At 66.4% G+C, this 14842-nt stretch carries 13 protein-coding genes; 5 read left to right on the top strand and 8 right to left on the bottom strand.

Annotated features, from left to right (window positions below; translation table 11 throughout):
- Positions 1-34 precede the first annotated feature (34 nt).
- The 4 genes from GTV32_RS18405 to GTV32_RS18420 all read left to right on the top strand — a co-directional run bounded on the left by GTV32_RS18405 (position 35) and on the right by GTV32_RS18420 (position 4330).
- Positions 35-2047, top strand: coding sequence for an ABC transporter permease (locus GTV32_RS18405; protein ID WP_161061536.1), 2013 nt, complete (start codon positions 35-37; stop codon positions 2045-2047).
- Positions 2040-2867, top strand: a complete 828-nt coding sequence (locus GTV32_RS18410; protein ID WP_161061537.1) for an ABC transporter ATP-binding protein — start codon at positions 2040-2042, stop codon at positions 2865-2867. Before GTV32_RS18405 ends, GTV32_RS18410 begins: the two co-directional genes overlap by 8 nt.
- Complete coding sequence (locus tag GTV32_RS18415; RefSeq protein ID WP_161061538.1) at positions 2864-3586, top strand: ABC transporter ATP-binding protein; 723 nt, start codon at positions 2864-2866, stop codon at positions 3584-3586. The genes GTV32_RS18410 and GTV32_RS18415 overlap by 4 nt, the downstream gene beginning before the upstream one ends.
- Positions 3587-3658: 72 nt before the next feature.
- Positions 3659-4330, top strand: a complete 672-nt coding sequence (locus GTV32_RS18420; protein ID WP_161061539.1) for a TetR/AcrR family transcriptional regulator — start codon at positions 3659-3661, stop codon at positions 4328-4330.
- 9 nt (positions 4331-4339) lie between these two features.
- On the opposite strand, the gene GTV32_RS18425 is transcribed toward GTV32_RS18420, so the two are convergent.
- Both GTV32_RS18425 and GTV32_RS18430 read right to left on the bottom strand, forming a co-directional pair.
- Positions 4340-5221 carry an LLM class flavin-dependent oxidoreductase gene (locus GTV32_RS18425; protein ID WP_202422725.1) on the bottom strand — a complete coding sequence of 294 codons (882 nt, stop codon included), beginning with the start codon at positions 5219-5221 and terminating at the stop codon, positions 4340-4342.
- Positions 5222-5248: 27 nt separating this feature from the next.
- Positions 5249-6385 carry a DNA adenine methylase gene (locus GTV32_RS18430; RefSeq protein ID WP_343287380.1) on the bottom strand — a complete coding sequence of 379 codons (1137 nt, stop codon included), beginning with the start codon at positions 6383-6385 and terminating at the stop codon, positions 5249-5251.
- A 253-nt stretch (positions 6386-6638) separates the two neighbouring features.
- On the opposite strand from GTV32_RS18430, the gene GTV32_RS18435 reads away from it, so the two are divergent.
- Complete coding sequence (locus GTV32_RS18435; RefSeq protein ID WP_161061542.1) at positions 6639-7109, top strand: nuclear transport factor 2 family protein; 471 nt, start codon at positions 6639-6641, stop codon at positions 7107-7109.
- Positions 7110-7123: 14 nt separating this feature from the next.
- Here the strand turns inward: GTV32_RS18435 and GTV32_RS18440 are convergent, their stop codons facing one another.
- The 6 genes from GTV32_RS18440 to GTV32_RS18465 all read right to left on the bottom strand — a co-directional run bounded on the left by GTV32_RS18440 (position 7124) and on the right by GTV32_RS18465 (position 14797).
- Entirely contained in the window at positions 7124-8725 is a 1602-nt protein-coding gene (locus tag GTV32_RS18440) for an FMN-binding glutamate synthase family protein (RefSeq protein WP_161061543.1), read from the bottom strand.
- Positions 8722-9762, bottom strand: coding sequence for an NAD(P)-dependent alcohol dehydrogenase (locus GTV32_RS18445; RefSeq protein ID WP_161061544.1), 1041 nt, complete (start codon positions 9760-9762; stop codon positions 8722-8724). The genes GTV32_RS18440 and GTV32_RS18445 overlap by 4 nt, the downstream gene beginning before the upstream one ends.
- A gap of 171 nt (positions 9763-9933) precedes the next feature.
- Positions 9934-12579 carry an MFS transporter gene (locus tag GTV32_RS18450; RefSeq protein ID WP_161061545.1) on the bottom strand — a complete coding sequence of 882 codons (2646 nt, stop codon included), beginning with the start codon at positions 12577-12579 and terminating at the stop codon, positions 9934-9936.
- A gap of 60 nt (positions 12580-12639) precedes the next feature.
- A complete protein-coding gene (locus GTV32_RS18455; RefSeq protein WP_161061546.1) occupies positions 12640-13449 on the bottom strand; it encodes a YceI family protein in 810 nt (269 codons plus the stop codon).
- The gene (locus GTV32_RS18460; RefSeq protein WP_161061547.1) at positions 13446-14282 is read right to left on the bottom strand and encodes a carboxypeptidase-like regulatory domain-containing protein; all 837 of its coding nucleotides are present in this window, start codon (positions 14280-14282) and stop codon (positions 13446-13448) included. The genes GTV32_RS18455 and GTV32_RS18460 overlap by 4 nt, the downstream gene beginning before the upstream one ends.
- Entirely contained in the window at positions 14282-14797 is a 516-nt protein-coding gene (locus tag GTV32_RS18465; RefSeq protein ID WP_161061548.1) for a MarR family transcriptional regulator, read from the bottom strand. Before GTV32_RS18465 ends, GTV32_RS18460 begins: the two co-directional genes overlap by 1 nt.
- Positions 14798-14842: the final 45 nt, after the last annotated feature.

Raw genomic sequence — 14842 nt, forward strand, 5'->3', positions numbered from 1 at the left:
CGCCACCAGCGCACTATCTGTTTGAGGTCTCCGCATGGGTCAGTTCCTGCAGTTCGTCTTCCTCGGCCTCTCGACCGGCGCCGTCTATGCCGTGATGGCCACGTCGCTGGTCGGTGTCTACGCGGCCACCGGCATCATCAACTTCGCACAGGGCGCGATGGGTCTCTGGGCCGTCTACGCCGTGGCGGCACTCCGCACCGACGGCAGCCTCGTCCTCCCGATCGGCTCCATCCCACTCGGCAGTGCCGACGATCCGATGTCCATGTGGCCTGCCATCCTGATCGGCGTCGGTTCGGCTGTCGTGTGGGCCGTCGTCGCGCATCTGCTGGTGTTCCGCCCGCTTCGGCAGGCGCCGGTGCTCGCGCAGGTGGTCGCATCGGTCGGGCTCATGCTGTTCATCCAGGCGCTGGTGCAACTGCGGTTCGACACCGAGAATCTCCTTGCGCTGGCAGTCTTGCCGGACAAGACATTCGAGTTCGCCGGCGCCGTGGTGAACGTCTCCGACGTGATCCTCGCGGGCATCGCGATCGCCATCGCGGCCATCTTGTGGGCGTACTTCCGCCTCACCAGACTCGGCGTCGCGACACGTGCGGGCGCCGAGGACGAGTTGGCCGCACGGCTGGTCGGTTACTCACCGGATCGCCTCGCCGCGATCATCTGGGTGCTCACGGGTGCCGCCACCGGGTTGATCGTCATCCTTGCGGCGTTCACGATCGGCCTGAATGTCACCAGTTACACGTTCTTTGTCATCCCGGCTCTGGCGGTGGCACTCCTCGGTCGGCTCACCTCATTCGGGATCGCTTGCGGGGCAGGTCTTCTGCTGGGTAGCTTCCAGGCCGTCATCACCTGGTTGACCACCAAGGACTGGTGGCCGGAGTGGGCGCAGGCGGGTCTGGGCGAGGCGTTGCCGTTCGTGGTGATCGTGGTGGCGCTGTTCCTGCTCGGCGGACGAATCCCGTCGCGTGGGTCGTTGGGCGACGTGCAGATGCCTGCCGTCCGGATACCGCGTATCCGTCTGATCCCCACGATCGGGGTTCTCGCCGCGACGGTCGCGGCGATCCTCCTGACCTCCGGGACATGGCGTTTCGGCGTGGTGACCTCGATCATTCTCTCGCTCATCGCGCTGTCGCTGGTGCTGCTCACCGGATATCTGGGACAGATCTCGTTGGCGTCGATGGCCTTTGCCGGTGCTGCCGGCTTCGCGCTCTCCAAACTCACTGTCAATTGGCATGTGCCGTTCCCGTTGAGCATCCTGCTGGCGGCGTTGATCGCGACGGCACTGGGCATCCTGGTGGGCATCCCGGCGTTGCGTATCCGTGGGGCGCAGCTGGCCGTGGTCACCCTCGCGGCTGCGATCGCCATCCAGAGCTTCGTCTTCAACAACCCGGAGATCACCGCGTACGAGGGCAACATGATCGTCGATCCGACGCTGTTCGGCTTCGACCTGGGCGTTCGCGACGGCACCAACCTGGTCACGGTTCGCTTCGCCCTGATGGTCCTGCTGGTGGTGGCGGTCGCGACGCTCGTCGTGATGCGGTTGATGGCCGGGTCCACCGGACGGTCGTTCCTCGCCGTCCGGTCGAACGAGCGCGCGGCCGCGTCCGTCGGCATCAACGTCGCCGCGACCAAGTTGCTGGGCTTTGCTCTGTCGGCCTTCCTGGCCGGTGTCGGCGGATGTCTCATCGGCTACAGCCGGGGACAGCTGTCGGCCGGATCGTTCACTGTGATGGTCGGTCTCACGCTGCTCGCCATGACCTACGTCGGCGGGATCACCTCGGTGTCCGGTGCGTTCATCGCCGGTGTGATCGGTCCGCTGGGTGTCGGCTATGTGTTCCTCAACCAGACCCTCGACCTCGGTGAGTATTACGAGATCATCGCCGCAGGCGGTCTCCTCCTGATGGCCGTGCTCAATCCGGTCGGGGTGTCCGGGGCGATGGCCGACGTCGGCGACCGATTGAGTCGGATGCGGCGTCCACGCGCGCCGTCGTCGGATGAGTCCACAACCGTTGTCACATCATCGAACTCGGGAGCGGGTGCTCATGTCTGACGTCATCGGTGGCCAAGGGGCCGCCACCACGACCGAACCGCTGCTCCGCACCGAAGGGCTGTCTGTCCACTACGGCGGCGTCACCGCCAACGCCGACATCGACCTCAGCGTCGATGCCGGGGAGATCGTCGGGTTGATCGGGCCCAACGGCGCCGGGAAGACGACGTTCGTCGACGCGGTGACCGGCTTCGCCAAGGCGACCGGAGAGGTGCGTCTCGATGGTGATCGAGTCGACCGCATCGCCGCGCACCGTCGGAGGACCGCGGGGATGGCCCGCACCTGGCAGGCCGGTGAGCTGTTCGCCGACCTCACCGTCGCGCAGAATCTCGCGGTCGCGGTCCAGCGGGTCGGGTTGCGCGCGTTGGTCTCTGACGTGTTCACCGGGTCGAAGCCGCGTGCCGAGGTCATCGATGATGCGTTGGGCACGGTCGGGTTGCGTAGCGTCGCCGACCGGCGGCCGGGTGAACTGACGCTCGGCCAGCAGAAGCTGGTGGGTGTCGCACGCGCCCTCGTGGGTGGGACGCGTCTGGTGTTGCTGGACGAGCCGGCCGCGGGACTCGACACCCATGAGAGCCGCGAGTTCGGTGCCGAACTGCGGCGGATCGCGGCGACCGGCGTCGGCATCCTGCTGATCGACCACGACATGTCACTGGTGCTCGACGTCTGCGATCGCCTGTACGTTCTCGACTTCGGCAAGGTCATCGCCTCGGGCTCGCCTGCGGAGATCCAGGATGATCCGGCGGTGGTTGCCGCCTATCTCGGCAGTCCGGAGGTGGAGGCAGACGCCTCCGCCGACAACGAAAGCGAGGGTGTGCGATGACCGCGGTGTTGGAGTTCGACGGGGTCACGGTCGGCCACGGTGGCGTCCCGGCCGTCCGCGATCTGTCCGCGTCGGTACGTCCCGGAGAGATCCTCGCCCTCCTCGGGCCGAACGGGGCGGGCAAGACCACCACGTTGCTGGCCGCGGTCGGTGCCCTCCCGGTGATGTCGGGGGGCATCACCGCACTGGGTGAACCGGTGGACGGGCGGGTGGAACGCAACGCGCGTCGAGGCGTCACGCTGGTCCCCGACAACCGCGGCCTCTTTCACCGGCTGTCGGTGAGCGACAACCTGAAACTCGCCAAACGCAAGAACGGTGGGAACGTCGACGTCGTCTACGAGCACTTTCCCAAGCTGCGCGGACTACGCGGCCGCCGATGTGGAAACCTCTCGGGCGGTGAGCAGCAGATGCTCGCCCTTGCCAAAGCCCTGCTGACGAAGCCGTCGGTGCTGCTGATCGACGAACTCAGTCTCGGTCTGTCGCCCATCGCGGTCCAGGACCTTCTCCCGCGGCTGCGGACGATCGCCGACGAGCAGCAGATGGCCGTGGTGCTGGTGGAGCAACACATCGACCTCGCACTGGGTATCGCCGATTCGGCTGTTGTCCTGCATCACGGCCGGGTCGCGCTGAGGGGCTCGGCGCGCGAACTCCGCGAGCACCGCGATACCGTCGAGGCCGCCTACTTCGGCCGGCTCGGCGTATCAGATCTCGCCGGTTGAGCAGCGTCGGGCCGGCATGGATAGACACCGGTATCGCCCGGCCGGCCCACGACGTGAACTCAGGAGACCAGCGTGACGAAGTCCGGACGAACGGAGAGCCCGCGGCGTCGAGCGCGAGGGCGTAGCACGCGGAACAGGCCGACCGACGAAGAGCTGCTCGACGCGGCACGGGCGGTGATCGCCGAGGTCGGTGCCGAACGGTCGACCATGGACATGATCGCCGAACGAGGCGGCACCACCCGGGTCACGCTCTATGCCCATTTCGGGTCGCGGGACGCGTTGGTGGGCATGGTCGTCGAGCGCGAGCTCGCCGAGTTCACCGAATGGATGTACGCCGCATACGACGATTCCGAACACATGGCCTACGGTGCGCGGGCACGGCATTCGGTGGAGGCGACGTTCGAGTACGCGCGGCGCAACCCGGAGGGGTTCCGCATCCTGCTCGGGCATCGCGAGGAGTCCGAGGATCCCGGCCGTCGTCTGTACCAGGCGTTGGAACCGAGGGTCGCCGCTCGGTTGCGCAGCAACTACGGGGCGCAGGGAACGAAGCTCGCCGCCAGCGCCGACACGCTTGCGTCGCTGTTGATCGGGATCAGCCTCGACGTCGCGTATCGGGCGCTCATCGTCGACGGCGCCGACATCGATGTGGCCTGTGACTTCGCGGTGACGGCCACGATGGCGGTGCTGCGCGACGTGCGACCCGAGCAACTCCTGGCGATCGACGCGTCGATGGCCAAGCGATAACAGTCGTGCTCAGGCGAATTCGGCGGCGACCTCGGTCGCGCGGCGCAGCTGATCGGGGTCCGAACTGGTCGGGATGAGTTGCACCTCATCGGTGCCGATCTCGGCGAATCCACGGAGCACCGTGACCAGTTCTTCTTCGGTGCCCGCCCACCCGGTGGTGGGGGCGATCGCGTCGACGAAGTCGGCCGGAATCCAGTTCATGTAGTGGCGCAGATGCCGATGTACCTGCTCGCGCGGACCGTCGCCGGTTCCGAGCGCGAACCAGAACGATGTCGCGAGATGGGGTGCAGGCTTTCCCTTCTCGGCCCACGCGGTGCGCGCGACGTCGAAGAGTTCCTGTTGTCGGGTCAGGTCAAGGTCGAGGGTGACGCCTGCGACGCCCGAGGCCCATGCCGAGGCGCTGCGGATGGTCTTCGGTCCGGTGGTGCCGACATGCAGTTCGGGGCCACCACCCTGACGCGGCGCAGGTCCCACCGGCAGTACCGATTCGGTGATCTTCTCGCCGGCCCACACCCGGCGCATGATGTCCACGCGCTCGGCCATGCCCCGCATCGTCTGGGCGGAGGTGTCGGCGCCGACCGCGTGATAGTCCTCGTGCCGCCCGCCGACGCCGAGGCCGACCGTCAGACGACCGCCGCACAGCATGTCGCCGGTGGCCAGGGCCTTGGCCAGCATCACCGGATCGTGGAGTTGTGGCACCACGACCGTCGTCACCAGGCGCACCCGCTCCGTCCACGCCGACAGCGCGCCGAGCAGGGTGAGGCAATCCGGGTTGTCGAACGCGATGCGTTCGCCCCAGCACAGCGACGAGTACGGTCCGTCGTCGATCGCCGTCGCCCACGTCCTGAGGAGATCTGTGTCGAGATCCGGTTCCATCACCGGCATGGTCATTCCGATGCGCACGTGTGGATTGTCGCATCACCCTTTCTCGACGGCGAACAGGTGCTCGGTCACATGGGTCCGACGGGCCCGGAGATTCCGGCTGCCACGGAAGGTGTTGTACCGGGATCGGAACTCGGTGACGGTCCCGACCGAGGCGAGCATCTCGACCATCTCCGGCGGCGCGATGTAGCCCTCGTCGTTGAAGGAGACGATAAGGAATCGGGCGTCGAGGGAGGTCGCGAGGTCGAGCAGCAGCGTGGCCGAATCCTTTCGCACGTTGTACCGCGAGCGATTCCAATCGACCGGTATACCCGAGATGGGGCTGATCTCATGGGGCCGCAGGTAATTCACGAGCAGGTTGAGCATGAAGTAGTTCGATCCGTACGGGTGCTGGTTGTAGGGCGGATCGAGATAGGCGACGTCGACGGGCCCGACGTGCGTCGGCAGGGCGTTGGCGCCCATCTGGAACACCTGCTTGTGTCCGCGATGCCGGCTGAGAACCGGCGGTGCCAGGCGGATGGTCGCCAGGATGCGCACCAGCGCGTCCCGGCCGGAGCCACCGAATCTGCCGATCCCGGTGAGCCTGTCCTTGTGGAAACCCTTGAACACGCCGGAGGTGTTGGCGTGGACCGATGCGAGAGACAGTAACGGCGCCAACAGGTATGGCTTCAGCCGGTCGTCGAGTTGGTGGATCAACGTGGCGTACGCGTCGAGGCGCCGCGCATTGTCGCGGGTGTAGAAGACCCGTTCGCCCGGCCGGATGTGCTCGTCGTCGTCGGGCGCATAGAGTTCCTCGATGAATCCATCGAACGAGAGTCCCTGGTCCACTTGGTTGTTGATGATCCCCATGATCGACGTGATCTCGTCACTGTCCACGTCGGACCGATCGGAGAGATAGCACTCACTCATCACCCGTGCATACGATTCGAGATCGTTGGCGATCACCCGGCTCGCGCGTGCCTTGAGGAGGCGTGACACGGCACCGCTGCCCGAGAACGCGTCGAGCACCACCAGTGGTCGGCCGAGCCGGGTTTGCACCTCCTCGACCGCTGCGTCGATCAAGGGCAGCAGCGATCGCTTGTTCCCCAGGTAGGTGAGGAGTTGATCCGAGAGGTAGCGCGGATCCTCGACGATCGCAGCGGGCGGCGTGAACGGTGCGTGGTCGAGGCTCACCGGCGATGCCACCTCGGATCGAGTCGGGGAATCGAGTCGGGTCGGGTCCCGACATCGTCCCACCTGATGCCGCCGGAGGGGGTCGGATTGCCGGAGGTGAACGCGCATCGCCTGAGATGACGCGCATGTCGTGACGTGCGCGGGATCGTGGCGGGTGCGCGTCTGCCGGCCGGCGCTCGCGGATACCGAGCCGTCACCCACGAGGACCCGTGAACCCGGTCGACAAGCGGAGGGATCGGCGCACAATGGTGATGTGCAACCCTCCGACCTCGATCACCTGCTCGATTCCCATCAGATCACCGGGCTGGTGAACACATACTTCCGTCTCCTCGACGAGCAGGATTTCGACGAGAGCCGCTTCTGTGCGATCTTTCACCACGATGCCAGGATCATTCGCCCGGACGGTTCGGAGACGGTCGGTCCGCACGACATCGCGGCCAGCCACGCGCGGAATTTCGCGCGATTCGAGAGCAGTCAGCACCTGGTGACCGGTCACGATGTCCACGTCGCCGGCGACAGTGCCGAACTGAGATTCAATCTCGTCGCGATCCATCTTTGGAAGGACCGGCCCGCGGACGCCGAGCTGAACGAGAGGTCCTTCAGCGCAGGTGGCGTGGTGACCGCCGCGCTGTCCCGACTGTCGGACGGATGGCGTCTCACCCAAGTGCAGAACCGCGTCGTCTGGCGAACGGGATACCTCGGTGACATGAAGCCAACGCGGTGACACTGATCCGACGGTCAGACCCGCGCCCGCGTCCCGTCGGGCGCGAACGAGTCCGGGTCGGCCCGCTCCCAGTCGTCGGCCCAGGTCTGCGGGGGGCCGTCGACGAGTTGTCCGGGTCGTAGCCATTCGTAGATCTCCGCGTAGGAGCGTTGGCTGGTCGCCGACACTCGTTTACGCAGTAGGTGCGGCGACAGCTGGGACGGTTCCGAGATACCCATGGACGCCATGATCCGCATCGCCTCGTCGACGGTGGCCTGGTGATATCGGAACGCGCGCTCGCTCTTGTCCTCCACGTCCAGGGCGCGCGCTCGACGTGGATCCTGGGTGGCCACGCCCACCGGGCAATGATTCGTGTGACAGCGCTGAGACTGGATGCATCCGACCGACATCATCATCGCTCGTGCGGCGTTGGTGTAGTCGGCGCCCTGGATCAATCGTTTGACGATGTCGTTCCCGGACGCGACCTTTCCGCTGGCGCCGATGCGGATCTGGTCCCGCAGCCCGGTGCCCACGAGCGCGTTGTGCACGGTCATCAATCCGTCGGTCAGCGGGAGGCCGACGTGATCCTCGTACTCGAGTGGTGCCGCGGCGGTTCCGCCTTCTGCGCCGTCGACCACGATGAAGTCCGGGGTGATCCGTTCGGCGAGCATCGCCTTGCAGATCGCGAGCACATCCACCCTCGATCCGACGCAGAGCTTGAACCCGACCGGTTTGCCGTCACAGAGTTCGCGAAGGCGGGCGAGAAAGATGATGAGCTCACGGGGCGTGGCGAATTCGGAGTGGCCCGCCGGGCTCACGCACTTCTCGCCGGCGGGCACCCCGCGATAGCGCGCGATCTCCGCACTGACCTTGGCCGCGGGTAGTACCCCTCCGACACCGGGTTTGGCGCCCTGGCTGAGCTTGAGCGAGATGGCTTTGACGCGGTCGTCGGCGGCCTTCTCCGCGAACTGATCGGGATCGAAATGTCCGCTCGTGGTCCGTGTTCCGAAATAGCCCGAGCCGATCTCCCAGATCACGTCGGCCCCGCCGAGGTGATACGGGGTGAGACCGCCCTCGCCGGTGTCGTGCGCGAATCCGCCTTTGCGGGCACCGTTGTTCAACGCGCGCAGCGCGTTTCCCGAGAGTGCGCCGAAGCTCATGGACGACACGTTGAGCAGCGACATCTCGTAAGGCCGGCGACAGTCGGGGCCACCGACCCGCACACGAAATGGTTTCGGTGGCCGCTCGATCGGTGCGACCGAGTGGACCAGATACTCGTAGCCGTCGGCATCGATGTCGCGCTCGGTCCCGTACGACAATTCCGCCGCGGTGCCCTTGGCCCGCTCGTAAATCAGTGACCGGATGTCACGGTCGAACGGTCGGCCGTCGAAATTGCGCTCGATGAAGTACTGCTGTAGCTCCGGCCGCAACGCCTCCAGGAGGAACCGCATGTGGCCGAGCACGGGGTAGTTCCGTAGCACGGAATGGCGTCGCTGGATGAGGTCATAAACCCCGACGCCCGCGAGCACCGTCAGCAGCGCCGCCGGAATCCACCAACCCCATGGGCCCAGTGACGCAAGGACGATGGTCGCGAGGGCGACGGCCACCAACGCGACAACACTGGCAACACGGATCACGGTACGACGACGGCCCGTCCGCGGAGGTCGTTGGCCGCGAGCTTGCGATATGCGTCGATGCCGTGATCGAGGTCGAAGGTCTGCACGGCGACCTCCAATGCGCCGTCGCGCGCCAGGTCGAACACCTCGATCAGTTCGCTTCGCGAGCCCCAGTAGGGGGCCCGGACCGACACCTCATAGGGCTGCGCCCAGATGCCGACCTTGGCCGCGGCTTGGCCGTCGCCGAGACCGACGATCGCGACGTCACCCATCGTTCCGACCACACCCATCGCCGTGTTGATGGTCGGTTGATAACCCACGAAGTCGAAAACTGCTGTGGCACCGTCTTTTCCGGTGATCTTACGAACATTCTCGACAGCGTCGGCGTCGCTGAGCACCGCCTCGTGAGCGCCGACCTCCTTGGCGAAATCCAACTTTTCCTGGGTCACGTCCAGCGCGATCACGCGAGCTGGGGTGAGATGCCGGAGCAGTTGTATCGCGACGTGGCCGAGCCCACCGGACCCGATGACGACGGCAGTGGAGCCGCCGACCAACTTGCCCAGCGACGGCTTGATGGCGTGATAAGGGGTGAGTCCCGCGTCGGTGAGAGGGACGGTGGTGGCAGGGTCCAGATCGCCGATGGGGATCAGGTGACGCGGATCGTCGACGATCATGTACTCGGCCATCGCGCCCGGCGCACCGAGTCCCGGGGGGACGATCTGCTGCTCGGCGGCATTGCTGCAGTAGTTCTCCAGGCCCCGGGAACAGAAATGGCAGACTCCGCAGCCCCACGGACCGTAGACCGCCACCGCGGTCCCCTCGGTCAGAGTTGTCACGCCGGAGCCGAGTTCGGCCACCACACCGACACCTTCGTGACCCAGTGTCATCGGGAGCGGATACGGGAAGCTCTCGGCCGGCATGTTCAGGACGAAATCATCGGAGTGGCAAGCGCCGGCGGCGCTCACCTTCAGCAGTACCTCGCCGGGCCCTGGCGAGGGCTTGTCGATCTCACGCAGTTCGGGCTCTTCGCCCGGCTTGACCATCTGGATCGCCTTCACGGTTCCTCCTCGTCGAGACTGGCGGCTATCTCCGTTCTACTCCCCACACATCGTCTGGTGGCGATATGTGGGATACCCGTTGTCGGGGGACGCGAAACGGCCCGTGTGAACCCTCGGAGGGATTCACACGGGCCGAACGCGTTGTCACGCAGTCTGTGCTACCAGCGGGACCTACGACACGGGGGACTCGTTGCCCGAACCCAGTCCGATGTCGGCCGTATTGCGTTGACCGGCTGCCACATTCACCTGCACGGCGGCCGGCTCGTACATGTTGGCCACGATGGTGAACTGGGCGTCGGTCAGGCCTTCGATCCGATACCGTCCGTCGGCGTCGGTGATCACCGAGGCGACGATGGTCTGCTCGGGGCCGATCGCCGATACGGTGGCCCCCGCCAACGGCGACCCGTCCATCGCGCGGACGGAGCCCTGCACACCGCCGGTCGCGACCAGGACGATCTCGATCTCGGCACGTGACGTCGCATCGACGGTGACCAGCTGGCTGGTCGGCTGGTAGCCGGGCACCGATGCGGTCACCGCGACGGTGTCGCCCTCCGACAGTCCGTGGATGGCAAAGCGTCCGTCGGAATCGGCGTGCGCCTGGGTGACCACCGCGCCCGACTGGTCGGTGACGATCAGGTTGGCCGGCAGCGGACGCTGCTCGTCACGCACCGAACCCTGCAGTACCGACCCGCCGGTCAGGGCGAAGTCCCGTCGGAAGACCAGGTCGCCGACCACGGAAACCGTGAGCGCCTTGGGCGAGCGTCCCGGGGCGGTTGCGATGACGGTGTACGTGCCGTCCGCCAGATCGCGGACCGCGTACGACCCGTCCTGGTGCACCGCGGTTGCGCCGGCCTGGTGGCCGCGGATATCGGTGACGGTCACTGCGGCGTGTGTCAGCGGTGCCCCGTCGGAACCGGTGATCCGGCCGGCGATCCGCGGTCGTTCGACCTCGGACTGCGCGCTTGCCGCCGAAGGCAACAGATGCCGTGGCCCGGTACCGCGCGGCTCGTCGATGAGTTCCGACGGAGCGGCGACCGACGCGTCGGCGGCGACAGCCGCCAGCTCGGCGCCCACGGTCTCCGGCGACTCGACCGGTGACTTCGAGCCGCCGGTGAACAGCGACGCGATCGCACCCAGCACGCAGCAGATGAGCGCGAAGGTGAACGCCGCGGTCAGTCCGTCGGAGAACGGATCGCTGATCAGATGCGGGAAGAAGTCCAGGCCGGTCAGGTGGTCGACGCTCGACTGCGGCAGGCCCTGCAGCGCCTGGCCGCCGATCTCCCGGATCGGGTTGTACCCGAGGAAGGCCGCGAACAGGATGCCGACCGTCGGCAGATGTGCGATGCCGTTCGCCGGCGCCTCCGGCATCCCGTTGGTCGTCAGACCGCTGAACATCGCGTCCGGCAGATGAGCGCTGAGGCCGGCGATCATCAGCGAGAAGAACAGGCCGATCGAGAGCACCATCGCGGCGTTCTGGAACGTGGTCATCATGCCTGCGCCGGAACCACGCGACGTGATCGGGAGGCTGTTCATCACCTCGGCGCGGTTGGGCGAGGCGAACAGGCCCATACCGATGCCGTTGATCAACATGATCACGGCGAACACCCAGTAGGTGAAGTCGACCGGGATCGCGATCAGGGCTGCGAAGGTACCCGCGGTGATCAGCATGCCGATGCTGGTGAACCACTTGGTGCCCACCCGGTCGGAGAGGAACCCGGAGACGGGCGCACTGAGCAGGAAGCCGATGGTCATCGGCACCATGTAGATGCCGGCCCACAGCGGTGTGCGTGAGTAGTCGAAGCCGTGCTGCGGGAGCCAGATGCCCTGCAGCCAGATGATCAGGATGAACTGCAGACCACCACGGCCGATCGAAGCCATCAGGTTGGCGACGTTGCCGAAGGCGAACGAACGATTCTTGAACAGCGAGAGTTCGAAGAGCGGGCTGTCGACCTTGGTCTCGATGAACACGAAGGCGGCCAGCACGATCACACCGCCGATGAGTCCGGTGAGGACCCACGGGTTGCCCCAACCCATGTTGGACCCGCCGTAGGGCTGGATGCCGTAGGTGATGGCGATGAGGATCGCGATGAGGCCGACGGCGAAGGTGATGTTGCCCCACCAGTCCATCTTCGCCTTGCGGCGTTCGCCGGTGTCGTGCAGCTTCAGATACGCCCAGATCGTCCCGATCACACCGAACGGCACCGAGACCAGGAAGATGTAGTGCCACTGGATCGGTGCGAGCACGCCGCCGATCAGCAGGCCGAGGAACGAACCGGCGATCGCCGCGACACCGTTGATGCCCATGGCGAGGCCACGCTGGTTGGCCGGGAACGCATCGGTCAAGATCGCCGACGAGTTCGCCATCAGGAACGCACCGCCGACGCCCTGGATGATGCGCCAGAAGATCAGCCAGATGGCCGCCTCACTCCCGTCGAACCAGGTGATGGCCAGGAAGATGGAGGAGATCGTGAAGATCGCGAAACCCATGTTGTACATCCGGGCGCGACCGAACATGTCGCCGAGGCGTCCGAAGCTCACCACCAGCACGGCGGTGACCACGAGGAAGCCCATCATCATCCAGAGCAGATAGCTGGTGTTCTGGGGTTCGAGGGGATTGAGATGGATGCCCTTGAAGATGTCGGGCAGTGCGATCAGGACGATCGAGCTGTTGATCGTCGCGATCAGCATGCCCAGCGTGGTGTTGGAGAGCGCGATCCATTTGTAGTTCGGACCGAGCTCGTCGAGAGATCGCTGGCGCGACCGGCGGGGTTCCGCTGGTGCGGACCCGCCTGCCTCGGCCACTGCGTGATTCGACATGTGTGCCTTTCGGATCAATAAGAGAAATGCGTGTGTGTCGCGGGTCTTTGCGCCCGCGGGTCAGGTGGCGGAACGGACGGCCTGGATGTCGAGGATCACCTTCGCCGTGCTGCCGATCTGCGCGACGCCGCTGATCAGCTTGTCGTCGAAGCTGATGCCGAAGTCGTTGCGCTGCAGCGTCCCCTCCGCGCGGAATCCGGCGCGGTGTCCGCCCCACGGGTCCTCGACCTCGCCGAGATACGACAGCTCGAGCGTCACCGGAACAGCGGTGCCGCGCAACGTCAGGGTGCCCGACAGCGACCACGTCTCGTCGGAGGACGGGCGTACCTGAGCGGCCCGGAACTCTGCGACCGGATGCTGCTCGGTGTCGAAGAACGCATCCGACCGCAGGTGGTCGTCACGAGTCTTGTTGTCGGTGTCGATGCTCGATGTCTTGATCTCGGCGACCACCGACGACTTCTCGATGTCGTCGGCCACCTCGATCTGCCCGGTGAAATCGGTGAAACGGCCCTTGATGCTGGCGATACCGAAGTGGCGAACGCTGATCTCGATCGCCGAATGGCCCGGGTCGATGTCCCATCGGCCGGGTGCCGGGACCGGTGCGCCGCCGGCGCGTGCGGCCGCGATCTCGCCGAGGCTGACCGGGCTCGATCCGGTCACCACCGCGACGCGGGCCGTCGGCTGGTAGCCCTCGGCCGTGATCACCACCGTGTAGGTGCCGGTGTCGAGGTCGGCCGCTCTCACCGCGCCGTCGGCATCCGCGCGTGCGATCGCCTGCTGCTCGCCTGCCTGCGACATGACCGTCATGACCGCGCCGTCCAACGGACGACCGCTCGAGGTCGCGACTCGTGCCGTGATGGTTGCACTCATGCTTGCCCCCTTGCGCCGAGGACGAATTCGTGCGTGACGAATCGTCCGGCCTCGATGCTTATGGTGGCCGCCACCGGGGAGTAACCGTTGGCGATCACCGTGTAGTCGCCGGGTGTGAGGTTCGCGAACAGGTACCGGCCGTCGTCGTCGGTGAGTGCGCTCGCCGCCATCTCACCGGAGTCGTTGAGCAGGGCCACCTGGCTGTGCGCCACCGGTGCGCCGTCGGGCCCGGTGCCGTCGGTGATGGTCCCGCCGAGCTCTGCCGCGGTCCGCAGCACCACATCGACAGAGGGAGAGGCTGTTCCGCTGACCACCACGGTTTCGGCAACCGGATCGCAGCCGGCGGCTGTGACGATCACCGTGTAGGTCCCGTTCGCGAGACCCGACACGCTCCACCGTCCGTCCACGCCGGTGACCGCTGTGGCGGTGACGTGGCCGGCGTGATCGGCGACGGCGACCGTCGCCTGCGCGACCGCCTCGCCGGTCGCCGAGGTGGTGACGCTCCCGGTGAGTGCCGCCATCGAGGTGAGCACCACCTCGACATCGATCGGGGTGGAACCGACCGTCACGGTCACCGCGGACGGTTCGTGCCCCGCCGCCGAGACGACGAGAACATAGTGGCCGCCGCCCGGGACGGCAATCCCGAAGGTGCCGTCGGACTCTCCGGCCGTGCGGGCCGCCTGGCGCCCGTTCGGGTCGATCACGGTGATCGTCGCGTCGGCGACGGTGGCGCCGTCGTTGCGGCGGATCTCGCCACGGATCGTTCCGCCGGCAATGGTGTGCGACGGTGTGATCCCGTCCTCATCCCGGTGGCCATTGACGTTGGGCTGCATCAGGATCCCCCTCCTACTGTTGCGCTGTCCGCGGTATCTGGACTGTCTGTGGTGGGTGCGGTCAGACCGCACATCGTGTCGGCGAGAAGGCGCATCGATCGTTCGACGGCCATCCGCTCATCGTCGGCGAGCTGATCGAGCGCCATCTCGAACAACTCGGAGTTGCGCGACGACGCCCCCCGGATGTGATCCACCCCGTCTGCGGTCGGGGTGAGCAGGCTGACCCGTCCGTCGCGCGGATCGGTGGTGCGCATGACCATGCCGTGCCGCTCGAGCGAGGCGACCACCCGGGACATCGTCGGTGCGGCGACACCCTCCCGTTCGGCCACTTCGGTGGCCCGGATCGGCGCGTTCTGGGCGATGGTCCAGAGCGCGGACATCTGACCTGCGGAAAGTGTTCCGCCACCCGACCGGGCGCGGATCGCACGTCCGATCCGGATGAGATCGCGGTGGATGGTGGCGGCGTCGCTCAGGGTTGCGGTGGACGACAGGCCCACTGCTGCACCCTCGCCCATAGACAGACTTCCCTCCGTGGACAACTTGCTTCGTAAAGCTAAATG

The sequence above is a fragment of the Gordonia sp. SID5947 genome (assembly GCF_009862785.1).
GTDB lineage: Bacteria > Actinomycetota > Actinomycetes > Mycobacteriales > Mycobacteriaceae > Gordonia.

What these genes read in the sequence shown, in the direction of transcription:
- GTV32_RS18405 (WP_161061536.1), top strand. Translation starts at nt 35, where the DNA reads ATGGGTCAGTTCCTGCAGTTCGTCTTCCTCGGCCTCTCGACCGGCGCC.
- GTV32_RS18455 (WP_161061546.1), bottom strand. Translation starts at nt 13,449, where the DNA reads ATGAGTGCAACCATCACGGCACGAGTCGCGACCTCGAGCGGTCGTCCG.
- GTV32_RS18450 (WP_161061545.1), bottom strand. Translation starts at nt 12,579, where the DNA reads ATGTCGAATCACGCAGTGGCCGAGGCAGGCGGGTCCGCACCAGCGGAA.
- GTV32_RS18415 (WP_161061538.1), top strand. Translation starts at nt 2,864, where the DNA reads ATGACCGCGGTGTTGGAGTTCGACGGGGTCACGGTCGGCCACGGTGGC.
- GTV32_RS18410 (WP_161061537.1), top strand. Translation starts at nt 2,040, where the DNA reads ATGTCTGACGTCATCGGTGGCCAAGGGGCCGCCACCACGACCGAACCG.
- GTV32_RS18425 (WP_202422725.1), bottom strand. Translation starts at nt 5,221, where the DNA reads ATGACCATGCCGGTGATGGAACCGGATCTCGACACAGATCTCCTCAGG.
- GTV32_RS18465 (WP_161061548.1), bottom strand. Translation starts at nt 14,797, where the DNA reads ATGGGCGAGGGTGCAGCAGTGGGCCTGTCGTCCACCGCAACCCTGAGC.
- GTV32_RS18460 (WP_161061547.1), bottom strand. Translation starts at nt 14,282, where the DNA reads ATGCAGCCCAACGTCAATGGCCACCGGGATGAGGACGGGATCACACCG.